Raw genomic sequence first — 21297 nt, forward strand, 5'->3', positions numbered from 1 at the left:
AATTCGACTCAGACCGCCGCCCCCGGCGTCGGTCGTCAGTCCCGCCAGAAGCGCGACTCGCGCGGCGGGTCGTACCGCACCGCGAGGTGCGGCGTCTCCAGCCGCCGGCCGTCCTGCGCCAGCGACCGGCACCCGGCCGCCACCAGCCCCGTCGTCAGCAGCGTCCGCTCCACCGGGTACGGCGGCACCCCGGTGCGGAACGTCTCCTCGGCCTGCGCCATCAGCGCCGCCGAGTACACCACGTTCGGCACCGGCGGCAGGTAGAACAGCACCGACAGCGGCTCCGCCCGCCCCGCCAGCTTCGCCGCGAACGTGAAGTCCGTCACCAGGCCGTTCAGCAGCAGCATCGTGGCCTTCGTTCCGTCGGCGTACTCGATCCGGTACGCGACCGGGTTTCGCACCCACTCGCGCACCTGGGCCGCCGTCGGGTAGCGGTGGCTGTACGTCGGCGGCTGGGCGAGCGTCTGGCTGCGGCACAGGCACGCCTCGAACAGCGCCGCGTCCCACCCGCCGGCCGCCCAGGTCCCCGCCGCCTGCGCCTTCCACACGGCCTCGCCGCGGAGCGCCTGCACGGCGCGGACGCCCGTCTCGCCGCCCTTGCGGCGCTCGGCCATGCACTGGATCACTTCGAGGGCGTGGAAGTCGTAGCTGTCCACGCCGCCGAACGCGACGCACATCAGTTCCTCGACCGCCGCCCCCAGCGGCAGCTCGATCGCCGGCATCCGGAACGTCACCGGCAGCGACGAGCCGGCCAGGAACGGGATCCGCAGCTCCTTCGCGGTGTCCACCATCTCCTTGGCCCAGTCCCAGTTCCACGACAGGTGCTTGTCGTTGAACACCGGCCGCGCCGCGCCGTCCTTGCGGAACACGTCGGCGACCTGCTTGAAGAACTCGTAGCGCGGGTACTTCTTCTGGCCGAACTCGTTGTCGGGGTACGTGCCGTGCTCGCCGATGATGAGGACCGCGTCCACGGCCAGGCGGTCGGTGCCGCGGCGGAGCGCGGCGGCGACGCTGGGGTAGATCGTGAACCCGGCCTCCTTCGCGCGGCCGCGGCTGAGGTCGTTCTGCGGGAACTGATCGACGTAGGCGCTGACGACGTCGACGGCGGGGCGGTGCCAGCGGCCGCGGACGGGGTAGCCGGCGATGAACCGCTCGGCCATGTGCCAGGCGTGGGAGCGGTCGCGCCACTCGGTGGTGACGACGGCGAGCCGGGTGCGCCGCGCCGGCTCCTGGGCGGCGACCGCGAAAGGGGCGGCGCCGGCGGCGCCGAGGAACGTCCGTCGTGTGAGCATGGCCGCCTCCGGGGTGGTTCCGGCGAGCGTACCGGCGCCACCGGCCGGTGTCAAACGCCGGCGCCGTTACACCCGCGTGACGCACCGCGGCGGCCGCCGCGGGTATGCTGGGGCGCATGAGAACCCCTCTCGCGCTGCTCCTGGTCGCGCTCCCCGCAACCGCCCGCGCCGACGAGGCGCTCGCCCGCGCCGCCACGCTCCACGCCGTCGGCCGGCCGTTCGAGGCGCTCGCGCTGCTCGACGCCGCCACACCGGCCGCGCCGCTCGCCCGCTGGGCGGTCGCCTTCGACGGCGTCACCGTCCCCGTCGCCCACGTCGGCCGCAAACACGTCGTTCTCACCAGCCACGCCTCGCGCCTGGCCGAGCCGTACCCGATCGCCGGCCCGGCGAGCGGCCCCCGGCTCGACGACCGCACCGGCGTCTACGACTTCGACACGCTCTACACCGGGTTCGACGCCGTCACCGGCAAGCGCCTGTGGACGCGGCGGGCGCCCGGCCACAACGACGTGACGCTCGACGACCGCACCGACGCGGTGTACGTGTGGCGCGAGCGGCTGTTCAAGCTGAACCCCGACACCGGCGCCACCGAGGCCGACGTGCCGCTCCCGAAGCGGCCGAGCCGGTTCGACGCGCTGCTGATCGACGGCCGCCTCCACCGCCCGCAGCCGAACACGGGGCGGCTCGAAGGCCCGGACGAAAAGCTCCCCGCCTGGGACGTGGACCGCAACCGCCCCGCCGAGTTCGACCCCGTCGCGGCCCGCCTGTCGCCCGACGAGCGGCGCGTCCTCGGCGTCGGCGGCGGCGGCGGCGGCCGGTTCGGCACGTGGGTCACGGCGAAGCCGCTCCGCGCCGCGGAGCCCGACTGGACGTTCGAGCACCCGTCGTCGTCGGGCAACGCCCCGTTCTGGCTCGGCAACGACATCGTGGCACTCGTCGGCGAGCCGGGTAGCAAGGGCGAGGTGACCCGCCTCGACGGGCAGACCGGCGCCGTGAAGTGGCGGTACGCCCTGCCGCGCGGCGCGTACCGGCCCGGCGGCGAACCGCTCGGCGGCGGCGCGACGCCGGAGCGCAACTGGAACGCCGTCGGCCTGGTCGGCGGGCTCGTCCTCGCGGTCGGCGGCGAGGGCTCGCTGTACCTCCTGGAGCCCGACACCGGCAAGCTCGTGTCGAAGCTGACGCCGACGCGGAAGTACCTGACCTTCCCGCGGCTGGTGGACGGGGCGCTGGTGGTGTGCGGGTTCGAGAGCGTCCGCGCCATCCCGTGGGACGTGGTGCTGCGCCGCGGGCCGGACGACGGCGACCGCCGCGTGCTGCGGGCGCGCTGCCTCCACGACCTGGGCCGCACCGAGGAGGCGCGGGTCGTGCTGGACGAAGTGCTGAAGCTCGACCCCGAGCGCACCGCGGCGTGGGCGGTGATGGCCGACGTGTGCCGCGCCGCCGACCGGCCGTTCGACGAGATCGGGGCGCGCTGCCGGCAGCTGGAGCTGACCGGCCGCGATTCGTCGCCGCAGCTGCGGGAGCGGAACGGCCTGCTGAAGCGGATCGCCACCGGCCACGACCTGTACTCCGACGTGGCGACGACCGGCGACACGGTCTTCGCCGCGACCGTGGCCGGGGCCGCGCTGGCGGTCGACGTTCACACCCTCGCCGTGGCCCGGACGGAGCTGCCGGCGTCGTCGTCCGGGCTGAGCGCGACGACCGCGGTGAAGGCGCACTTCTTCGGGAGCCCCAAGACGCAGGAGCTGCCGGCCGAGGCCGGCCCGAAGGGGGCGCCGGCGGCGTTCCTGCGTGGGACCGGGTACGACGGCGCGCCGGTGCGGTGGCAGGGGAAGTGGTACCGACCGCTCAACCGCGGCGCGGTGAGGGTGCTGGACGGCGACGCGGTGAAGGAGTTTCCGGCGCGGGTGGGCGGGCTGGAGGCGTGGCGGCTGTACGTGTCGCCGTGGGGGCCGCCACTCGGCTTCGGCGCCGGCGGCGTATACGAGTTGGACGAGAACCTGGTGCCGGTGCGGGTGCGCATCCCGGCCCCGGCGACGCCGTCGTACCTGCTGGCCGGCGACGCCCGCACGCTGGCCGTGGTGACGTACCGCCGCGACTCGGCGCTCGTGCAGGTGTGGGCGCGCGACGGCAGTCGGCTGTTGCGGGAGCAGGCGCTGGCGCCGTACCACCCGGTCGGCGGCGGGTATCAGTACCTGCTGCCGCTGGCGGGCGGCTACCTGTACGCGGGGAGTTCGCTGGCGTGGGTGCCGGCGGGCGACGGCCCGGCGTGGCGGTTCGGGTTCGGGGAGTCGCCAGCGGCGGTGGCGGCGGCGCTGCCGAAATTGCACTACGCCCACGCCAGCCTGTTCGGCCGGCCGGTGGTGCGCGACGGGCTGCTGTTCGCCGGCTGCCGCGACGGCGCCGTGTACGTGTTCGACGTGGCGGCGGTCACCGGCCGGTGACCGACCGCAGTTCTGGACGACGTGGGCCCGGCACCGAGGCCGGGGTCGTTAAGTCACGCCCAGTGCCGCTTTGAGGCAGTCGTCGAGCCGGGACGCCAGCTTCACCGAGAGCGAGCCGAGCGTCTGGTCGATCGAGTCGCGGTAGACGGTCGCCAGCGCCAGGCACGACACGACGGAATTATGCGCGAGTCCGGTCGCGTTCCCGTCGGGGGTGGTCACGTCGATGAACAGGCAGGCGGGGTCGGTCGCCAGGCTCGGGTTGCTGGTGATTTCGGCGACCACGACCGTCGCCACGACGGCGGCGTAGGCGTCGGCCTGCACGACGACGGCGGGCCGCCGCTTGCCGCGGCCGCCGGAGGGGTGCGGGAAGCGCACGAGGACAACATCCCCGCGGGTCATGGCTTCTCCGGCAGCCGGTCGTACTCGTCCATCCCCTCCCAGCCGATGGACTTCCCGGCCTCCCAGGCGGCCGCCTCCAACTCCTCGCGGGTCCACGGGCTGTCGTCGTAGTCGTGCCGGGCGAGCCGCTCGTAGTCGGCCACCCGCAGCAGCACGAACGTCTCGCGGGTCCGCGGGTTCGTGACGAGCGGCGGCTCGGCGGGCGACGCCTCCAACGCCCCGAGTTGCTGGTCCGTCAGTTCGATCATGATCGCACCCGTTCTCGGCTTTCGATCCCTCTCGTTCAGGCTACCCGGCTGCGACCCGGGCGTCAAACCGCACCGGCCTCGGCGGAATCACTCCCCGCGTCACGCCGCCCGGCTGCGGCGGTACGCCCAGGCGATCGTGTCGCGGTCCTTCGCCGCGGCCGTACACAGGTACTTCGGGAGCGGCTTGACCCCGACCCGGCCGAGGTCCAGCCGGTCGGCGTCCCAGCACGTCTGCACGGTCACGTCGGCGCGGGTCAGCCCCTTCTCGTGGTCGCGGATCGCCTCGAACAGCAGCCCGAACCGCTCGTCCGACAGCACCAGCAGCGAGCCGCGCAGCGTCGCGGCGTAGTCGGCGGCGCGGGCGCCGTGGCCGGGGTCGGTGCCGTCGCTCTCGCGGCAGCAGTCGTGGAGGAAGGCGAACAGCTCGACCAGCTCCTTGTCGGCGCCGGTGTGGCGGGCGAGGCGGTGGCCGTTCTCGCGGACGCGCGCCCAGTGCGCCACGCCGTGGACGCCGTGAAGCTCCACCGCGACGCGCGCCTTCGCCGCGGCGAGGACGGCGGCGGGGTCCGTCGTCGTCGTGCGCTTCGTGCCCATGCCCCTTGCGACACCCGCCGCGCCGCCGAAGTTCGCGTTCCCGAAACTTTCGGCGCCCACCCGCGCCGCCGGGCTGGTATCCTGTCACGACTCCGACTCTCCCCGGACCCGCGGCCGATGCCCGACGACGCCGACCTGCCGCGCCGCGTCACCCGCAAGGTGGCGCTCCGCACCCTGCCGCTGCTGTTCGCCCTGTACGTCGTCGCGTACCTCGACCGCGCCAACGTCGGCTTCGCCAAGCTCCGCATGTCCGACGCCCTCGGGTTCGACGAGGCCGTGTTCGGCCTGGGCGTCGGCCTGTTCTTCGTCGGCTACCTCGTGCTCGAAATCCCGGGCGCGCTGCTCGTGGAGCGGTGGAGCGCCCGCAAGTGGTTCGCCCGCATCCTGGTCACGTGGGGCTTCTGCTCCATGGGCATGGCGTACGTCACCACGCCGACCGAGTTCTACGTCCTGCGGTTCCTGCTGGGGCTCGCCGAGGCCGGGTTCTTCCCCGGCGTCATCGTCTACTTCACGCACTGGTTCCCGCGCGCCGAGCGCGCCCGCGCCCTCACCGGCATGCTCGTCGGCATCCCGATCAGCCTGGCACTCGGGGCCGTCGTGTCGCGGTGGCTGCTGGACCAGGGCTGGCTCGGGTACGCCGGCTGGCAGTGGGTGTTCCTCGCCGAAGGGGCGCCGGCCGTGCTGCTGGGAATCGCCGTGCCGTTCCTCCTGACGGACCGCCCGCGGCAGGCGAAGTGGCTGACGGCGGAGGAGCGCGACTGGCTCGAAGCGACGCTCGCCGCCGAGCGCGAGGCGACGCCCGCCGCGAACGCGATGCGCGTCCGCGACGCCCTGAAGCTGCGGACGGTGTGGCTGCTGGCGCTCGGCATCTTCTGCACGAACCTCGGCGGCTACGCCTTCGTGTTCTGGCTGCCGACCGCGGTGAAGGGGCTGCTCGCCGGGCTCGGCCAGGACGCCGCCGACACCACCGTGCTGGGGTGGACCTGCGTCGTGTACCTCTGCGGCATCGCCGGCGTGGTCACGTCGGGCTTCGTGTCCGACCTCACGGGCAACCGCAAGTGGCCGACGACGATCGGCCAGCTCGGCACGGGGCTGTTCCTGGCGCTGAGCACGGTGCCGGACCAGTCGTGGTCGGCGGTGTTCGCGTGGCTGTGCTGCGCCGGGTTCTTCGCCCACTTCTGGTACACGCCGTTCTGGGTGCTGCCGACGCTGAGCCTGACGGCGTCCGCCGCGGCGGTCGCCATCGGGTTCATCAACATGTGGGCGAACCTGGCCGGGTTCGCCGGCTCGTGGGCCGTCGGCGAGCTGCGCGTGGCCGGCCTCGGCGACCGCGGCTGCCTGCTGATCCTGGCGTGCACCTTCGCCGCGGGCGCGGCGTTCGTCGCGGCCGTGCCCGTACAACGTCCCGACCCTCCTGGGAGCGCCGACGAGTGGTGACCGACCCGCCCCCGATCCCGCCGCGCGACGACCTGCTGCGGCTGTTCCGCACGATGGTGCTGATCCGCCGCTGCGAGGAGCAACTGGCCCGCGCCCACCAGCGCGGCCTCGTCCACGGCGCGTGCCACACCTACGTGGGGCAGGAAGCCGTCGCCGCCGGCGTGTGCGACCACCTGCGCCGCGACGACGTGGTGTTCAGCACGCACCGCGGGCACGGGCACGCGCTGGCGAAGGGCGTGCCGCCGGTGCAGCTGATCGCCGAACTGTACGGCCGGGCCGCGGGCTGCTCGCAGGGCCGCGGCGGCAGCATGCACCTGTTCAGCCCCGAGGTCGGGCTGATGGGCACGAGCGGCATCGTCGGCCCGTGCATCCTGCAAGCCGCCGGCGCCGGCTACACCTTCCTGCTGACGAAGACGGACAACGTGGCGGTGGCGTTCTTCGGCGACGGGGCGGTGAACAACGCGGCGTTCCACGAGGGGCTGAACCTGGCGGCGATCTGGAAGCTGCCGGTGCTGTTCGTGTGCGAGAACAACGGGTTCGCCACCGAGGTCCCGTTCCGCACCGCGGCCGGGAACCCGAGCGTGGCCGGCCGCGGCGCCGCCTACGGGCTGCCCGGCGTCGAGGTGGACGGCAACGACGTGCTGGCCGTGCGCGCGGCCGCCGCGGAGGCGGTGCGGCGGGCGCGGTCCGGCGAGGGGCCGACGCTGCTGGAGTGCGTGACGTACCGCACCCGGCCACACGCCGAGGGGATGGGCGACTACACGTACCGCACCCGCGAGGAAGTCGAGAGCTGGAAGGCCCGCTGCCCCATCCGCTCGCTGCGCGAGTTGATCGCCGCTTGCGGCGATGCAACCGAACTGGATGCGATCGAATCCACGATCCAAACCGAGGTCGAGGCCGCCCACGCCGCCGCCGAGGCGGCCGCGTGGCCCGACCCGGCGACGGCCGCGGCGCACGTGTTCGCCGAGCCGCGCCGCCTCCCCGAGCCGCCGCCGCCGGGCGACCGCGAGGTCACGTACTCGCAGGCGGCGCTCGAAGCGCTGAGCGCCGAGATGGCCGCGAACCCGCGGATTTTCGTGCTCGGCGAGGGGATCGGCGTCCGCGGCGGCAACTTCCGCACGACCGCCGGCCTGTACGACAAGCACGGCCCCGAGCGGCTCCGCGACACGCCCATCACCGAGCGCGGGTTCGTCGGCCTCGGCTGCGGCGCGGCGATGACCGGCACGCGCCCCGTGATCGACTTCATGTTCGCCGACTTCGTGCTGGACGGCGTCGGCGAGATCGTCAACCAGATCGCCAAGATGCGCTACATGAGCAGCGGCCGGCTGAAGATGCCGGTGCTGCTGCGCGGCTGCGTCGGCATCGGGCACTCGGCGGCGACGCACCACAGCGGCAACTACTACCCGCTGTTCGCGCAGTTCCCCGGCCTGCGGGTCGCGGTGCCGAGCACGCCCTACGACGCGAAGGGGCTGCTCCACCACGCGCTCCGCTGCGACGACCCGGTGGTGTTCCTCGAACACCGCGAGCTGCTGACGCTGAAGGGGCCGGTGCCGGAGGCGGCCTACGAGATTCCGTTCGGCCGCGCCGCCGTGGTGCGCGAGGGGCGCGACGTGACCGTGGTGGCGCTGGCCCGCATGGTGCGCCTGGCACTGGAGGCGGCCGCCGAGCTGGAGCGCGCCGGCGTGTCGGTGGAGGTGATCGACCCGCGGACGGTGGCGCCGCTGGACGTGGACACGATCGGCGCGTCGGTGGCGAAGACGGGCCGGCTGCTGATCGCCGACGAGGGGTTCGCACCGTTCGGCGTCGGGGCCGAGGTGGCGGCGCAGGTGGCCGACCGCTTCTTCGACGAGCTGGACGCGCCGGTGCGGCGGCTGAACGGGGTGTTCACGCCGACGCCGTACAGCCCGCCGCTGGAGGCCGCGGTGGTGCCGGACGCGGCCCGGCTGGCGGCGGCGATCCGCGACCTGGTGGAGGAGTGACCCGGTGTCGATTCCCGTGACGGTGCCGCGCCTCGGCTGGAACATGGAGGAGGGCACGTTCGTCGAGTGGGTGGCGGCCGACGGCGCGGCCGTGAAGCCCGGCGACGTGCTGTTCCGGCTGGAGGGCGACAAGGCGGTCGAGGAGGTGGAGAGCCTGGACGCCGGCGTGCTGCGCTACCGTGCGACTGGCCCGAAGCCCGGCGACCGCGTGAAGGTCGGCGACGTGATCGCCGAGCTGGCGGGGGCGGGTAAGGCTCCACCGACACAACCGCCGGTTGTCCCGGACGAACCGTTAGGCCGGGGCGCAAGCCCCGTCGGTTCTTCCGACGCCGCGTGCACCCCGACGGGGCTTGCGCCCCGGCCTAACGACACGCCCGCACTCCCCGCGGTCACGCCCCGCGCCCGTCGGCTGGCGGCGCGGGTCGGCGTCGATCCCACGCAACTCCCCGGCACCGGCCGCACCGGCCGCGTCCGCGAGCGCGACATCCCCGCGCCGGCGCCGACCGGCGTCGAGCCACTCTCGCCGGTCCGCCGCGCGACCGCGGCGCGGATGGTGGAAAGCCTCCGCGCCGCCGCCCCCGTCACGCTCACGAGTTCGATCGACGCCACGAACCTGGTTAACCTCCGTGCCCAGTTCAAGGCCGCCGGCGCCGCGGTGCCGACCGTCACCGACCTGCTGCTGAAGCTCGTCGCCGTCGCGATCGGGAAGCACCCGGCGCTCGCCGCCCGCTGGACCGACGCCGGCCTCGCCCCGGCCGAGCGGCTCGACATCGGCTTCGCCGTGGACACGCCCGCCGGGCTACTCGTGCCGGTGGTGCGCGACGTGCCGGCGCTCGGGCTGGCGGCGCTCGCCGCCCGCACCCGCGAGCTGGTCGAGCGCGCCCGCCGCGGCGCCCTCGCCGCCGCCGACCTGCGCGGCGGCTGCTTCACCATCACCAACCTCGGCGCGTTCGGCGTGGACGCCTTCACGCCGATCATCAACCCGCCGGAGTCGGCGGTGCTGGGCGTCGGCCGCATCGCCCGGCGGCCGGTGATGGACGGCGACCGCGTGACCGGCCGCGAGCAGCTGACGCTGAGCCTGACCTTCGACCACCGCGTCGTGGACGGCGCGCCCGCGGCGAGGTTCCTCCAGGCGCTCGCCGGGTGTATCGAGAACCCCGCCCCGTGGCTGACGGCCTGACCGGAGACCGACATGACCAGCGACCTGAGCGGCAAAGTCGCGCTCGTCACCGGCGCCGCACGCGGCATCGGCCAGGCCATCGCCGACCGCTACGCCCGGAACGGCGCCGTCGTCTACTACACCGACCTGATCCTGGACGAAGCCCGGGCCGCGGCCGACCGCACCCCCAACGGCCGCGCCCTGAAGCTCGACGTGACCAGCACCGCCGACGTCGCCGCGGCCGTCGAGCGCGTCGTCGCCGGGAGCGGCCGGCTCGACATCCTGGTGAACAACGCCGGCGTCAACACGATGGCCCATCGCGTGACGATCGACGAGTTCCCGCGCGCCGAGTGGGACCGCATCCTCGCCGTGGACCTGACCGGGCTGTACGAGATGACCCGCGCCGCCGCGGCCGTCATGAAGCGGCAGCGCGGCGGCCGCATCATCAACATCGCCTCGATCGCCGGGCTCGTGCCGCTGCGGTTGCAGTGCGCGTTCGTCGCGGCCAAGGCCGGCGTCGTGAACCTGACGAAGGGCACCGCCCTCGAGCTGGGGCCGCACGGCGTGCTGACGAACGCCATCGCCCCCGGCTCGACGCTGACCGAAGGCACGCGCAAGCTCTTTTACGGCGACGACGGGCTGTTCAAGGAGTCGGTGCAGCGGATGCTCGACCACGTGCCGCTCGGCCGGCCCGGCACGGTGGACGAGATCGCGGTGGCGGCGCTGTTCCTGGCCGACCCCGAGAACAGCTACATGAACGGCCACGTCCTCACGGTGGACGGCGGCTGGACGGCCGGCTACGCCCGCGACTTCTGACCCGCGCCCAGCGCCGCCGCCACCTCCCCGACGCTCGCGTAGCGGACGCCGAGCGCCTGCCCCTCGGCCTTCGCCGCCGCCTGGAGCAGCCCCGCGGCGGGGATGTCGATTCCGGCCGACGCGTCCTCGGCGAGCCACACCTCGAACCCGGCCGCGCGCAGGTCGCGGGCGGCGAAGAAGCAGCAGATGTTCGTGGCAATGCCACACACCACCACGGCGCGGATGCCGCTCGCGCGCAGGAAGGCGGCAAACCCCGGGTGCTGGGCGGTGACGGCGTAGGCCTCGAAGTCCGGGTCGTACCCCTTCCGCCACACGGCGTGGAATCGGTCGGCGTGGAGGCCGGGGAGGAAGTCGGCCCCGGGCGTGCCGGCGACGCAGTGCGGCGGGTACAGGTCGTCGGCGCGGCCGTGGAACGAGCGGTGGTCCGGCGGGTGCCAGTCCTGGGTGGCGTCGACGCGGGCGAACGGCAGCGCCAGCAGCCGGTTGACCGCGGGCACGATGGCGGCGCCGCCGGGGACGGGGAGTTCGTCGGGGCACAGGTCGGTGAACCCACGCTGCGCGTCGACGACGAGCAGCGACGTAACGGCGGGGGCGAGCGCGGGCATGGCGGGCCTCCTCCCCCGGAGTATACCAGACTCGCACCCTTCCCCCGACCCGGGCGCCGCATGACCGCCGCCGACGTGTCCGCCCTCCTCGCCCAGCAGTTCGGCCCCGCCGTCACCGGCACCCACGCCGGCCCCGGCGACCCGTTCGTGACCGTCGAACCCGCGCGGCTCGTCGAGGTGTGTACGTTCCTCCGCGACGAGCCGCGGCTGCGGTTCGAGTTGCTCAACGACCTCACCGTCGTGGACTACCTGGAGCCGGACGCGAAGAAGGCGGCGAAGGCCGGCTTCGAGCCGCACCTGGAGGTGGTCTACCGCGTCAGCAGCTTCACCCACCCCGGCCGCCGCTTCACCCTGAAGCTGACGCTGCCGCGCTGGAAGGACGGCACCCCGGGGCAGCTGCCGGAGGTGCCGTCGGTGGCCGGCGTGTGGCGGACGGCCGACTGGCACGAGCGCGAGGCCTACGACCTGTGCGGCGTGTTCTTCACCGGCCACCCCGACCTGCGGCGCATCCTGCTGGCCGAGGACTGGGAGGGGCACCCGCTGCGGAAGGACTACGAGTACCCGCTGGAGTACCACGGCATCCGCTGCCGGTAGTCTGCGGCGTGTAGCGGTTGGCGCGGCGCCGGGGGGCGGGCTCCGCCCGGCGGCGCCGGCGGGTGGGCTGGTGGACGGGCGGAAGCGGGCACTACGATTCAAGTCGGCCGATCCCCACGCCCCTCGGAGCCGCACCCGTGACCCGCCTCCTGTTCGCCGCCGCCGTGCTGGCCGCGTCCGCCGCCGGCGCGACCGCCCAGCCGGACCCCATCCCGCCGCCGCGGCAGGTGGCGCCACCGAAGACCGACATACCGGTGCCGATGCCGCCCGCGAAGGGGACGGTGCTGACGCCGCCGACGCCGATCGCGCCGGTGCGGCCGCTGCCGCCGACGACGGGCGAGCCGCCGGCGCGGACGTTCGCCGACTACCCGCCGTCGTTCCTGCCGCCGCCGGGGCCGTTCGGGTACGGTACGCTGCCGCCGCGGATCCCGTACGGGCCGAGCGTGTCGCCGCTGGAGTACCCGTACCCGCGGTACGCGACGGAGCCCGGCGCGCCGTGGCCGCAGCACGCGGCCACCCCCGGGTACGGCACCTACTACGGGCGGCACGGGCACGGGCGGCGGTAGGCGTTCGTGGGTCGGGTCGGGGCTTCGAGACCCGACGCGGGAAGTGAACGACTCAAGACGAAAGCCCCGGTGCGGCGCCGCACCGGGGCTTTCGTCGTTCGTATACCGCGCCCCACGCCGGGTCTCGAAGCCCCGACCCGACCTACGGGAGTTTACCGCTCCAGCGCCGCGGCCACGGCCGCGGTCCAGCGGGCGTACCCGGCCGGGCTCATGTGCAGCCCGTCCTTCACGAACAGCTCCGGCAGCGGCTTCCCGTCCGGCCCCAGCATCGCCGGCACGATGTCCACGTAGCGCAGCTTCGGGTCGGCGTCACAAATCCCCTTCACCAGCGCGTTCGCCTTCGTCTGCACCTCGTACTTGGCCCAGCGGGCGATGCTCGGCTTCACCGGCAGGAAGTACACCTTGCACTCCGGCGCGTCCTTGCGGACGGCGGCGACGAACGCGCGGAAGTCGGCGGCCAGCTGCTCCGGGGTGCGGCCGGCGTTGATGTCGTTGTCGCCGGCGTACAGCACGACGGCCGTCGGGCGGAGCGGCGAGATGAGCCGCGGGGCGAAGTGCGTCGAGTCGCGCGTCTCGGAGCCGCCGAAGCCGACGTTGACGTAGCCCTTGCCGGGGAACGACTCGTCGAGCTTCCACAGTCGGGTGCTGGAGCTGCCGGCGAACACCACGCCGCCGGCCTTCGGGGGCGCGTCCTTGAGGCGCTTCTCGATCGCGGCGACTTCCTTCTCCCAGCGCGCGGCGCGTGCGGCGTCGACGGGCGGTGCCGGGGTGGGCTGCAGCGCGACGAGGGCCAGTGCGAGGATCACGGGCGGCTCCGCAGATGTGACGCCGTTCGCGGCTTCGCGCTGGGCAGCGCGAAGCCGCGAACGGCGGAGCGAACTTACTTCTTGCCGCCCTGGAGGGCGACGACGAGTACCTGCACGGCGGCCTCGATGCCGTACCCGAGCGACAGCGGCACCGGGGTGAGGGTGTTGGCCTCGCGGATCGGGTGCTCCAGCTTCACCATGTCGGCCTCGACCGACAGGTTCTTCCCCTTCAGCGCCTTGCTGATGTCGTGGGCGCCGATCGAGCCGTACAGCAGGTGGTGCGTGTTGCCGGCCTCGTCCACGTGCTCGTGGGCGTTCGCCTCGATGGTGACGGCCGGGAGGCGCGTGAGCTGCTCGGCGAGCACCTTCAGGTCGGCGATGCGGGCCTCGCGGGCCTTCGACACCTTGATCTTGTAGTGCTCGAGCGTCCGCAGGTTCTCCTCGGACGGGATGACGGCGTGGCCGTACGGGAGGAGGAAGTTGCGGGCGTAGCCGGGCTTAACCTCGACCACGTCGCCCTGCTTGCCGACGTGGGCCACGTCGTTGACCAGCACGACGAGGTAGCCGCCGTGCGGCCCCTTCTTGACCTGGTTCCGCTTGCGGACCTTCTTCTTCGGCTGGTTCAACGTCGCGGTCGCCGCGCCGGTCGCCGCGCCGGTCGCCGCCTTCTTCGAGTTCTTGGCCATATTCGTCACCCGGGTTTGGTGTTTCGTGGTCCGTGCTTGGTCCGTCGGCCCCGGCCGGCGGCCCGCCCGTGCGGACCACCAAACACGAAACACCCGACACCAAACACCGCGTCAGAAGGGGATGTCCTCGTCCCCCCCGCCGGAGGTCCCGCCGCCGCGGGTACCCCCGTAGTCGTTGTCGTCGTCCGGCGGCGGGGCGGAGTACCCGCCGCGGTTGCCGCCGGTGTTCTGAGCCGGCCGCCCGCCACCGCCGCCGCTGTAGCCGCCGCGGTTGCCGCCGCCGCCGCTCTGGGCCACGCGACCGCCGCCGCCCATCTCACCGCCGCCGTCGCCGCCGTCGCGGTTGCCGCCGAGGAACTCGATCTCGTTGACGACGACCTTGTGCTTGGACCGCTTGCCGCCGCCGTTCTTGTCTTCCCACTGGTCGTACTGGAGGCGGCCCTCGATGTACAGCGGGTCGCCCTTCTTGCAGAACTGCTGGATCAGGTTGACCAGGTCCCGCTTGGTGTCGGGCCGGCTGAACGCCTCGCAGTCGATGTACAACGGGTTCGGGTCGTTCTCCCACTGGCCGGTCTGCGGGTTCTTGCGGCTGCGGCCCACGGCGAACCGGAACGGGATGACCCGCCCGCCGTTGGGCATGGTGCGGACCTCGCCCGGGTTGTCCGTCAGCCGCCCGATCAGCATCACCTTGTTCAACGTCGCCATGTGCGACCTCCGATCGGACCCGCCCCCGTGAAGGAAACCGTTGAGCTAAAGGCTACAGGTTCGGGGCGGTGTCCACCTCGGAGGTTACGGCATGGCGGCGGCCACTCGCAAGGTCCGTTGTCGGAATGTGGGCCGATTCGCGGGCGGGTCAGTCCCCCTTGTCGGCGAACTCGGGCCGGCGGCCGCGGGGGCCGCGGGCGCCGTCGCCCGGGGGGCCGTCCACGCCGGCGGCCGGCTCGGCGCCGAGGGCGCTGGGGTCGGTCTGCACCTGGGCCTCGTCCTGCATCCCCTTCACGGCGAACTCCTTGCCGTGCTCGTCGCGGGCGATGCCCAGGATCGTCTCCTGCCACTTCGGGTCGAGCTTCAGCGTCATCGACCGGAGGATCACCCCCTCGGCCAGCGCGAAGTCGCGCTCGAGCTCGGCCTGCTTGGTGCTCTCCAGCGTGTAGTAGACGATGTGGAAGGCGCCCTTCTTCTGCTTGGCGATCGGGTAGGTGAGCTTCTGGTTGTAGTTCCACTCGCGGGCGATGCTGATCTGCCCGCCGTGCCGCTCGATCAGGTGGTGGACCTGCGTGCGGACCGCGTCGCCGTCGGCCGACAACTTCGTGGCGTCGAGGAGGAACAGAGTTTCGTAGGTGTTCACCATCGGCATACGGTCCTTCGGCGGAGCCCGGGGGGGGCGGTTGGGTCACCACGGATCGGCGGGATACGCCGACCCCCCGCACCACGCGGGGGGAGTGCCCATCGGGCGGGTCCGCGAACCGTTTTCCTTAGAGCGCACGGCACGCGCCGGACAGGGGGCGCGGGCGGAATGGAACGAGTCGGTCCGTGCGACCCGGGCCGTAGAACGACCGGCGACTGACGTGGAGTAATTGGCGCCACGGTGACCCGTGGCCGAATGCCTCAGCGGCCTCTGCTCCAAAAGACAGCATTGAAGCCCGGCCGATGCCCGAAAACGAGGCACGTCCAGCCGCCAGCTTGGGACTGGGAAAGACCACGTGTGGCACGCTATCTCGTTGCCGTATCAGACGTTGCGAGGCCGAGCAGATCCCGCTCGAGGAATTGGCACGCGAGGTGCCTTACTCTTCAACATCAGAGGAGACGGGCTGGGTGGCCAGGCCGAGGGGAGAGGCGGTGCTGACCGCCGGTCCGTTCTCCGACGAAACACAGCAAGCCGTGTGGTGACCAACGGGAGAGGTGGTCACCACACGGCTTGTTCGTTTTCTCGGGCGGACGAGCCGGTGGGAGAAACCCGGCCCGCCCGCCCCGTCGTCGGTTCCGCGCCTCGTCCGAGGGGGTCGCCGGCGGCGGGGGAGAGGGTGTCACTTTCGCCGACGGCGCCGCCGCCGTCAAGCACCAAATTAGCTCACAGGCCAGAATTTTCGCCGCGGCCATATCGACCGAAGCCGGGCCGTTTACCCCGGGAACAGTCGGGCGACGGGGACGCGGAAGCCCGGCAGCGCGTCGCCGCCGTCCAGCTCCTGGGTCGCGTTGAGCGTGACCGACTCGGCCACCGGAAAGTGAATCGAGACCGTGCGGAAGTCGGGATTCAGGAGCCACACCTGCGGCACGCCGGCGGCGCGGAACAGCTTCACCTTTTGGGTGATGTCCTCGACCGTGTCCGACGGCGACAGGATTTCGACCGCCAGCGTCGGCACCCCGTCGATGATCGTGGTCGAGTCGTCGGCCATGACCCGGGCCGTCACGTCCGGGGCGAGGTACACGGCATCAACTCCGACCGTCCGGTCCGGGTTCCGAACCAACCGGACGCCGACCTCGCCGGCGTAGCACGACCCGCGGGGTTCGGGCTGAGCGTCGAGCCAGGACTCGAGCACGAACGACACCCGGGACTGAATCCGGGCGTGGAACTTGTTCCGGATCGTCATCCCGACCTCCACAAGCCGGCCGTCGATCAGCCACCGCTCGACGCCGTCGTCCGGCAGGGCGAGGAGGTCTGCGGTCGTGAGGAGGCGGGCGGCGGGCGGCGTGGGCTCGAGCGCGGTCGCCATCGGGTCGCTCCGTTTCGGGCCAAACTACCACAACCGAACCCGCTCGAACAGGGCGGCGGTCACCGCCGCGGGCCGCGGACGTTCGTGAGTCGGGCGAGGAACTCGGGGTACCGGTCCCCGCTCAGCCGCGTCTTCGCCTGCCCGAAGCCCGGGAACTGGTCGGGCCACACCTCGGCCAGCACGTCCGCGCCCACCGGGTCGAAGACGCGGACCGACGCCGGGTCGAAGTGCATGGCGCCGACGCACCCGTCCTCGGGCTCGGCGAACCGCTCGCAGCCGAGTAGTTCGGCGCTCGCGACGACGTGCCGGGCGAACTGGAACAGTACCACCTTCCCCGGGTCGGCGCTCAGCCCCGCCGTGCGGAACTCGTAGCGGCCGTTGCGCGGGAGCGTCGCCAGCTCACCGAGGAAGAAGTGCGCCTGCACGTCCGCGATGCCGCGCCCGGGGAACACGTCCGTGGACATCGGCAGGAGTTGAACCACGGGGGGTGTCGCCATCGCGCCACCGTATCACGGCCGCTTCTGCTCGAACAGGTCGGACGTGTGGCACCAGAAGTCGGCGCCGAGCCGGGCCACCGTCCGCAGCTTGCGCGGGTCCACGCGGCCGGCGGCGTCCAGCACCGCGTCGTCCACGTGGATCGCCACCACGTCGCCGAGCACGAGGTTGCCGGCGATCGGGCCGTCGCCGAGCGGGACGATCTGCCGCACCCGACACTCCAGCGCCGCCGGCGAAGCGGCCACCCGCGGCGGCCGCACGAGCCGACTCGGCACGGTGGCGAGGCCGGCGTGTGACACCTCACTGTCATCGGGCGGCAGTTCGGCGCTGGTGGCGTTCACCGCTTCCGCCTGCGGGGCGGTCGCGGCGCTGACCACGAACTCGGGGACGCGCTCGAGGTTCAGAAGCGTGTCCTTCTTCGTGCCGTCGCGGCGGAGCGTCGGCGAGAACACCACGACAGGCGGGTTGGCGCTGAACACGTTGAAGAAGCTGAACGGCGCGAGGTTCACCACGCCGGCCGGCGACACGGTGCTCACCCATGCGATCGGCCGCGGGGTGACGACGCCGGTGAGCAGCTGGTAGACGCGGACGGGGTCGGCGCCGGCGGTGTCGAGGTGCATCGGGGGTTAGTCCAGCCAGGATTGCGGGTACGCCGGGTCGTCCAGGTCGAGCGCCGGCCGCGTCAGCGCCAGCGGGCGGAACGTGTCCACCATCACCGCCAGCTCGTCCGTCCGCGTCTGGTCCTTGCTCGCCACAATCGTGCCCGGGTGCGGCCCGTGCGGGATGCCGTGCGGGTGGAGCGTGATCGACGCCTCCTCCACCCCGCGGCGGCTGCCGAACTTGCCGCGGACGTAGTACAGCACCTCGTCGCTCTCCACGTTCGAGTGGGCGTAGGGCACCTTGATCGCGTCCGGGTGCGTGTCCAGCACCCGCGGCGCGAAGGTACACACCACGAACCCCGGCGTCTCGAACGTCTGGTGGATCGGCGGCGGCTGGTGAACGGTGCCGGTGATTGGCTCGAAGTCGTCGGCGTTGAACGTGAACGGGTAGACGCAGCCGTCCCAGCCCACCACGTCGAACGGGTGGTGCGCCAGCGTGTAGCGCGTCAGCCGCGAACCGTCCTTCACCAGCACGGTGGTGTCGCGCTCCTCGTCGAGCGTGAGGAGTTCGCCGGGGCCGTGCAGGTCGCGCTCGGCGAACGGGGCGCCGAGGCGGAACTGGCCGTCGGGGTTCAGGTAGCGCTTCGGGAAGCCGACGGTGCCGGCCGACTCGATGACCAGCAGGTCGGTCGGGCCGGGGTCGAACTCCAGCTTGTAGGTGGTGCAGCGCGGCACGACGACGTAGTCGAACGGGCGGAACGGCAGGACGCCGAAGTGCGTCAGGAGCCGGCCGCGGCCGCGGTGAACGAACAGGATTTCCTCGGCGCGGGCGTTCCGGTACAGCTCCGTCTGTGGGTCCGCGGGGCGGCTGCGCCACAGGGTCACGTCGGCGTTCGTCAGCAGCGGCACGCGGCCGGTCACGGGCTCGCCGTGCGCCGCGAGGAGGCCGGTCTTCAGGTGGTGGTGCCGCAACTCGAACACCTCGGCCGCTTCGACGGGCCAGGTGCCGGCCGCCTCGACCTTCCGCACCCGCGTCGGCGGGCGGAGGTGGTAGGCGATCGAGTAGGCGCGGGCGAACCCCTCGGTGGAGACGACCTCCTCGTAGAAGATGCCTTCGTTGCGGTAGCCGGGGGTGGCGCGGTGGGCGGTGTGCCGCTTCGGCGGGAGCGTGCCACGAGTGAGGTATCTCATTCCGCGCCTCCTGTGAGGGTGGCAGCGTGGCCCAGCACCCGGGCGCCGCCCTTCAGCAGCGAGCACGTCGGCACGTACCCGATCTTTACCCGCCACGCCAGCAGTTCGTCCGGCGTCGGCTTGTGGCCCCAGACGGCGACCGCCGTCAGCTCGCCGAATCAGGTGACGGCGAACGCCAGCCAGCGGGCGTCCGGCAGCGGCACCAGGAAGTCGTAGCTGTACTCGTCCTGCTGCACCAGATCGAGCCCGGCCAGCGACACGCCCGCGCCCGGCGCCCACTTCAGGATGCCTTCGAGGTTCCGCAGCCGGCCGACCTCCGCGCCGAGACTGGGGTCGGACGCGGTCAACTCCGCCAGCTGGTCCGGATACGGCGTCATCCGGGCTGCTCCACGATCGGGTTGCGCAACACGCCGAGATGTTCGATTTCGAGCTCCACCACGTCGCCGGGTTTCAGCCAGCCGCCGACCGCCTCGGGCGTCAGTTCCAGGATGCAGCCGGTGCCGACGGTGCCGCTGCCGAGCACGTCGCCGGGGCGGAGGTCGGCGTCGCGGCTGGCGTGGGCCAGCAACTGCGGCCACGTCCAGTACATACTGCCGGCGTCGCCGCGGCTGTACTCCTTTCCGTTCACCCGGGCCGTCATCGTCAGGTGGAGGCGGCCGTCGCGGTAGTACGGCTGCAATGCGGTGAACGGCACGAGGCCAGGGCCGAGGGACGTGGCGAAGTCCTTGCTCTTGCTCGGGCCGAGGCCCACCGCCATCTCGGCCCGCTGGAGGTCGCGGGCGCTCCAGTCGTTCATGATGGTGAAGCCGGCGACGCACGCCAGCGCCGCGTCATCCGCCGGCAGGTTCCGCGCCGCGGTGCCGATCACGCACGCCAGCTCCAGCTCGTAGTCGAGGGCCGCGCTGCCGGCGGGCGCGCACACCGGGTCGCCGTCGCCGACGACCGCGGCCGGGTTCGAGAAGTAGAAGACGGGCACGTCGTACCACTGGGGCACCATCCCGAGCCCGCGGTGCGCCCGGCACGTCTTCACGTGCTGCTCGAACGCATAAAAGTCCCTGATGGAGCGGATCGATGATCGAAGATCGAGGATTGATGATTGAGAAGACATGACGCGGTTACGCTCCCGGCTTGGCGTCGCGGCTGCGGCGGACGGCCGTGGCCCGGGAGGCAGACATGATGCGGAGGAGTTCGTTCGCTTCGGCCAAGAGGGGCTGAACGAGCTCGGACTTGTGCAGGTTCCCGTCGATGACCAGTTCGAGCCAGAACGCGCTCTCGTCGGCCTCCTCGATCACGACGCCCATCTTGGCGACGAACTCCTTCCGCGACCGCGCCCGGCACGCGGCCCGGTAGTTGGCTCCCACCGAGGTGCCCGATCGCATCAACTGGTTGGCGACCGCCCGCCCCTGCACCGTCCCCGGCAGCGCGGCGGTGAGCCTCATGACGCGCAGGGCGAACTGCTTCGTCCGGTTCTGAAGCTCAGCCCGGTCCATCGTGTCGCCCCCACCGACCTTGTCTTCCCAATCATCAATCCTCGATCACCAATCATCAATCACAAAGTCCCCCGCAGCGCCTGCTCGCGCTCGATCGCCTCGAACAGCGCCTTGAAGTTCCCCTTGCCGAAGCTCTTGCCGCCGACCCGCTGGATGATCTCGAAGAACAGCGTCGGCCGGTCCTGCACCGGCTTCGTGAAGATCTGCAGCATGTACCCCTCGTCGTCGCGGTCCACCAGGATGCCGAGCTCGGCCAGCTCCGCGATGTCCTCGTTGATCGCGCCCACCCGCTCGGCCAGCGTGTCGTAGTACGCCTTCGGCACCCGCAGGAACGACACGTCGTTCGCCCGCAGCGCCTTCACCGTGGCCACGATGTCGTTGGTGGCGAGCGCGACGTGCTGCACCCCGGCGCCGCCGTAGAAGTCGATGTACTCCTCGATCTGGCTCCGCCGCTTCCCCTTCGCCGGCTCGTTGATCGGGAACTTGATCCGCCCCCGCCCGCCCTGCACCACCTTGCTCATCAGCGCCGAGTACTCGGTGCTGATGTCCTTGTCGTCGAAGCTCACCAGCTGCTCGAACCCGAGCACCTTGCGGTAGAACTCGACCCACTCGTCCATCTTCCCTTCCTCGACGTTGCCGACGACGTGGTCGATGCCGAGGAGCCCGGCGGGGTGGTAGGTGCCGGGGCTGTAGCGGGCCGGGTCGATCGACTGGAAGCCCGGGGCGAACGCGCCGTGGTACTTGTCGCGGTTCACGAACGTGTGCGTGGTGTCGCCGTAGGCGCGGATCGTGGCGAACTCGTAGACGCCGTGCTCGTCCTCGAGCCTGGTCGGGCCTTTGACGCCGTGGGCGCCGCGCTCGACGGCCAGGTTGTAGGCGTCCCTCACGTCGTCCACCTGGAGGGCGATGTCGGAGACGCCGTCGCCGTGGAGGACGAGCCGCTGCACCTCCGGGTGCTGGGGCCGCAGCGGCGACACGATCACGAACGTGATGCCGCCCTGCTTCACGACGTACCCGGCCTCGTGGCGCACCTTGGTTTCGAGGCCGGCGTAGGCGACCACGTCGAACCCGAAGGCGTTGCGGTAGAAGAACGCGCTCTGCCGGGCGTTGCCGACGAAGAACCGCAGGTGGTCGATCTTCCGCAGCGGCAGGTCGGTCATGGGGGCTCCACCGGAAGACGGATTGG

24 protein-coding genes are annotated in these 21297 nt (G+C 72.3%); 7 read left to right on the forward strand and 17 right to left on the reverse strand.

What is annotated here, in order from left to right:
• Positions 1 to 35 precede the first annotated feature (35 nt).
• Complete coding sequence (locus ETAA1_RS02490; RefSeq protein WP_145234012.1) at positions 36 to 1292, reverse strand: hypothetical protein; 1257 nt, start codon at positions 1290 to 1292, stop codon at positions 36 to 38.
• 116 nt (positions 1293 to 1408) lie between these two features.
• Here ETAA1_RS02490 and ETAA1_RS02495 point away from each other — a divergent pair, with 116 nt between their 5' ends.
• Positions 1409 to 3733: a tetratricopeptide repeat protein gene (locus tag ETAA1_RS02495; protein WP_202920610.1), complete on the forward strand. Its 2325-nt coding sequence runs from the start codon at positions 1409 to 1411 to the stop codon at positions 3731 to 3733.
• Between the two features lie 48 nt (positions 3734 to 3781).
• Here ETAA1_RS02495 and ETAA1_RS02500 read toward each other — a convergent pair whose 3' ends face one another.
• From ETAA1_RS02500 to ETAA1_RS02510, 3 genes are all read right to left on the reverse strand, one after another.
• A complete protein-coding gene (locus ETAA1_RS02500; protein ID WP_145234015.1) occupies positions 3782 to 4132 on the reverse strand; it encodes a type II toxin-antitoxin system PemK/MazF family toxin in 351 nt (116 codons plus the stop codon).
• The gene (locus tag ETAA1_RS02505) at positions 4129 to 4380 is read right to left on the reverse strand and encodes a hypothetical protein (protein ID WP_145234017.1); all 252 of its coding nucleotides are present in this window, start codon (positions 4378 to 4380) and stop codon (positions 4129 to 4131) included. The genes ETAA1_RS02500 and ETAA1_RS02505 overlap by 4 nt, the downstream gene beginning before the upstream one ends.
• A gap of 99 nt (positions 4381 to 4479) precedes the next feature.
• Positions 4480 to 4974: an HD domain-containing protein gene (locus ETAA1_RS02510; protein ID WP_238389354.1), complete on the reverse strand. Its 495-nt coding sequence runs from the start codon at positions 4972 to 4974 to the stop codon at positions 4480 to 4482.
• A gap of 117 nt (positions 4975 to 5091) precedes the next feature.
• Here ETAA1_RS02510 and ETAA1_RS02515 point away from each other — a divergent pair, with 117 nt between their 5' ends.
• Genes ETAA1_RS02515 through ETAA1_RS02530 form a run of 4 tightly spaced genes read left to right on the forward strand, consistent with a single transcriptional unit; the run spans position 5092 to position 10365 of the window.
• On the forward strand, positions 5092 to 6411 hold the full coding sequence (locus ETAA1_RS02515; RefSeq protein WP_145234019.1) for an MFS transporter: 1320 nt from the start codon (positions 5092 to 5094) through the stop codon (positions 6409 to 6411).
• Complete coding sequence (locus ETAA1_RS02520) at positions 6408 to 8390, forward strand: alpha-ketoacid dehydrogenase subunit alpha/beta (RefSeq protein WP_238389355.1); 1983 nt, start codon at positions 6408 to 6410, stop codon at positions 8388 to 8390. The genes ETAA1_RS02515 and ETAA1_RS02520 overlap by 4 nt, the downstream gene beginning before the upstream one ends.
• Before the next feature lie 4 nt (positions 8391 to 8394).
• Entirely contained in the window at positions 8395 to 9570 is a 1176-nt protein-coding gene (locus ETAA1_RS02525) for a dihydrolipoamide acetyltransferase family protein (RefSeq protein WP_145234021.1), read from the forward strand.
• Positions 9571 to 9582: 12 nt separating this feature from the next.
• Positions 9583 to 10365 carry an SDR family NAD(P)-dependent oxidoreductase gene (locus tag ETAA1_RS02530; RefSeq protein WP_145234023.1) on the forward strand — a complete coding sequence of 261 codons (783 nt, stop codon included), beginning with the start codon at positions 9583 to 9585 and terminating at the stop codon, positions 10363 to 10365.
• Here the strand turns inward: ETAA1_RS02530 and ETAA1_RS02535 are convergent.
• Positions 10347 to 10970, reverse strand: a complete 624-nt coding sequence (locus ETAA1_RS02535) for an isochorismatase family protein (RefSeq protein WP_145234025.1) — start codon at positions 10968 to 10970, stop codon at positions 10347 to 10349. The genes ETAA1_RS02530 and ETAA1_RS02535 overlap by 19 nt on opposite strands.
• A 60-nt stretch (positions 10971 to 11030) precedes the next feature.
• On the opposite strand from ETAA1_RS02535, the gene ETAA1_RS02540 reads away from it, so the two are divergent.
• Together ETAA1_RS02540 and ETAA1_RS02545 are read left to right on the forward strand one after the other, a co-directional pair.
• Entirely contained in the window at positions 11031 to 11564 is a 534-nt protein-coding gene (locus ETAA1_RS02540; RefSeq protein WP_145234027.1) for an NADH-quinone oxidoreductase subunit C, read from the forward strand.
• A 137-nt stretch (positions 11565 to 11701) separates the two neighbouring features.
• Positions 11702 to 12130 (forward strand): hypothetical protein, encoded by a 429-nt coding sequence (locus ETAA1_RS02545; RefSeq protein ID WP_145234028.1) that lies wholly within the window; start codon positions 11702 to 11704, stop codon positions 12128 to 12130.
• A 152-nt stretch (positions 12131 to 12282) separates the two neighbouring features.
• Here the strand turns inward: ETAA1_RS02545 and ETAA1_RS02550 are convergent, their stop codons facing one another.
• The 12 genes from ETAA1_RS02550 to hppD all read right to left on the reverse strand — a co-directional run bounded on the left by ETAA1_RS02550 (position 12283) and on the right by hppD (position 21271).
• Positions 12283 to 12936 (reverse strand): GDSL-type esterase/lipase family protein, encoded by a 654-nt coding sequence (locus tag ETAA1_RS02550; protein WP_145234030.1) that lies wholly within the window; start codon positions 12934 to 12936, stop codon positions 12283 to 12285.
• A gap of 74 nt (positions 12937 to 13010) precedes the next feature.
• The gene (gene rplI, locus ETAA1_RS02555; protein WP_145234032.1) at positions 13011 to 13622 is read right to left on the reverse strand and encodes a 50S ribosomal protein L9; all 612 of its coding nucleotides are present in this window, start codon (positions 13620 to 13622) and stop codon (positions 13011 to 13013) included.
• Positions 13623 to 13733: 111 nt separating this feature from the next.
• Entirely contained in the window at positions 13734 to 14327 is a 594-nt protein-coding gene (locus ETAA1_RS02560; RefSeq protein ID WP_145234034.1) for a single-stranded DNA-binding protein, read from the reverse strand.
• Positions 14328 to 14475: 148 nt separating this feature from the next.
• A complete protein-coding gene (locus tag ETAA1_RS02565; RefSeq protein ID WP_145234035.1) occupies positions 14476 to 14979 on the reverse strand; it encodes a 30S ribosomal protein S6 in 504 nt (167 codons plus the stop codon).
• Positions 14980 to 15742: 763 nt separating this feature from the next.
• A complete protein-coding gene (locus tag ETAA1_RS02570; RefSeq protein ID WP_145234037.1) occupies positions 15743 to 16336 on the reverse strand; it encodes a Uma2 family endonuclease in 594 nt (197 codons plus the stop codon).
• Between the two features lie 59 nt (positions 16337 to 16395).
• Complete coding sequence (locus tag ETAA1_RS02575; RefSeq protein WP_145234039.1) at positions 16396 to 16833, reverse strand: hypothetical protein; 438 nt, start codon at positions 16831 to 16833, stop codon at positions 16396 to 16398.
• Positions 16834 to 16845: 12 nt separating this feature from the next.
• Complete coding sequence (locus ETAA1_RS02580; RefSeq protein ID WP_145234041.1) at positions 16846 to 17451, reverse strand: flavin reductase family protein; 606 nt, start codon at positions 17449 to 17451, stop codon at positions 16846 to 16848.
• A 6-nt stretch (positions 17452 to 17457) separates the two neighbouring features.
• Complete coding sequence (locus ETAA1_RS02585; protein WP_145234043.1) at positions 17458 to 18621, reverse strand: homogentisate 1,2-dioxygenase; 1164 nt, start codon at positions 18619 to 18621, stop codon at positions 17458 to 17460.
• A 158-nt stretch (positions 18622 to 18779) separates the two neighbouring features.
• The gene (locus ETAA1_RS02590) at positions 18780 to 18998 is read right to left on the reverse strand and encodes a hypothetical protein (RefSeq protein WP_145234045.1); all 219 of its coding nucleotides are present in this window, start codon (positions 18996 to 18998) and stop codon (positions 18780 to 18782) included.
• A complete protein-coding gene (locus tag ETAA1_RS02595) occupies positions 18995 to 19729 on the reverse strand; it encodes a fumarylacetoacetate hydrolase family protein (RefSeq protein ID WP_145234047.1) in 735 nt (244 codons plus the stop codon). Before ETAA1_RS02595 ends, ETAA1_RS02590 begins: the two co-directional genes overlap by 4 nt.
• A gap of 7 nt (positions 19730 to 19736) precedes the next feature.
• Positions 19737 to 20111, reverse strand: coding sequence for a four helix bundle protein (locus tag ETAA1_RS02600; protein WP_145234048.1), 375 nt, complete (start codon positions 20109 to 20111; stop codon positions 19737 to 19739).
• A gap of 59 nt (positions 20112 to 20170) precedes the next feature.
• The gene (hppD, locus tag ETAA1_RS02605) at positions 20171 to 21271 is read right to left on the reverse strand and encodes a 4-hydroxyphenylpyruvate dioxygenase (protein ID WP_145234050.1); all 1101 of its coding nucleotides are present in this window, start codon (positions 21269 to 21271) and stop codon (positions 20171 to 20173) included.
• Positions 21272 to 21297: the final 26 nt, after the last annotated feature.

The sequence above is a fragment of the Urbifossiella limnaea genome (genome assembly GCF_007747215.1).
In the GTDB taxonomy this organism is placed as follows: domain Bacteria; phylum Planctomycetota; class Planctomycetia; order Gemmatales; family Gemmataceae; genus Urbifossiella; species Urbifossiella limnaea.

Coding starts and splice junctions, on each gene's coding strand:
- ETAA1_RS02565 (WP_145234035.1), bottom strand. CDS start 14,979: ATGCCGATGGTGAACACCTACGAAACTCTGTTCCTCCTCGACGCCACG.
- ETAA1_RS02585 (WP_145234043.1), bottom strand. CDS start 18,621: ATGAGATACCTCACTCGTGGCACGCTCCCGCCGAAGCGGCACACCGCC.
- ETAA1_RS02595 (WP_145234047.1), bottom strand. CDS start 19,729: ATGTCTTCTCAATCATCAATCCTCGATCTTCGATCATCGATCCGCTCC.
- ETAA1_RS02560 (WP_145234034.1), bottom strand. CDS start 14,327: ATGGCGACGTTGAACAAGGTGATGCTGATCGGGCGGCTGACGGACAAC.
- ETAA1_RS02505 (WP_145234017.1), bottom strand. CDS start 4,380: ATGATCGAACTGACGGACCAGCAACTCGGGGCGTTGGAGGCGTCGCCC.
- rplI (WP_145234032.1), bottom strand. CDS start 13,622: ATGGCCAAGAACTCGAAGAAGGCGGCGACCGGCGCGGCGACCGGCGCG.
- ETAA1_RS02515 (WP_145234019.1), top strand. CDS start 5,092: ATGCCCGACGACGCCGACCTGCCGCGCCGCGTCACCCGCAAGGTGGCG.
- ETAA1_RS02575 (WP_145234039.1), bottom strand. CDS start 16,833: ATGGCGACACCCCCCGTGGTTCAACTCCTGCCGATGTCCACGGACGTG.
- ETAA1_RS02495 (WP_202920610.1), top strand. CDS start 1,409: ATGAGAACCCCTCTCGCGCTGCTCCTGGTCGCGCTCCCCGCAACCGCC.
- ETAA1_RS02490 (WP_145234012.1), bottom strand. CDS start 1,292: ATGCTCACACGACGGACGTTCCTCGGCGCCGCCGGCGCCGCCCCTTTC.
- hppD (WP_145234050.1), bottom strand. CDS start 21,271: ATGACCGACCTGCCGCTGCGGAAGATCGACCACCTGCGGTTCTTCGTC.
- ETAA1_RS02510 (WP_238389354.1), bottom strand. CDS start 4,974: ATGGGCACGAAGCGCACGACGACGACGGACCCCGCCGCCGTCCTCGCC.
- ETAA1_RS02590 (WP_145234045.1), bottom strand. CDS start 18,998: ATGACGCCGTATCCGGACCAGCTGGCGGAGTTGACCGCGTCCGACCCC.
- ETAA1_RS02500 (WP_145234015.1), bottom strand. CDS start 4,132: ATGACCCGCGGGGATGTTGTCCTCGTGCGCTTCCCGCACCCCTCCGGC.
- ETAA1_RS02530 (WP_145234023.1), top strand. CDS start 9,583: ATGACCAGCGACCTGAGCGGCAAAGTCGCGCTCGTCACCGGCGCCGCA.
- ETAA1_RS02535 (WP_145234025.1), bottom strand. CDS start 10,970: ATGCCCGCGCTCGCCCCCGCCGTTACGTCGCTGCTCGTCGTCGACGCG.
- ETAA1_RS02580 (WP_145234041.1), bottom strand. CDS start 17,451: ATGCACCTCGACACCGCCGGCGCCGACCCCGTCCGCGTCTACCAGCTG.
- ETAA1_RS02600 (WP_145234048.1), bottom strand. CDS start 20,111: ATGGACCGGGCTGAGCTTCAGAACCGGACGAAGCAGTTCGCCCTGCGC.
- ETAA1_RS02570 (WP_145234037.1), bottom strand. CDS start 16,336: ATGGCGACCGCGCTCGAGCCCACGCCGCCCGCCGCCCGCCTCCTCACG.
- ETAA1_RS02540 (WP_145234027.1), top strand. CDS start 11,031: ATGACCGCCGCCGACGTGTCCGCCCTCCTCGCCCAGCAGTTCGGCCCC.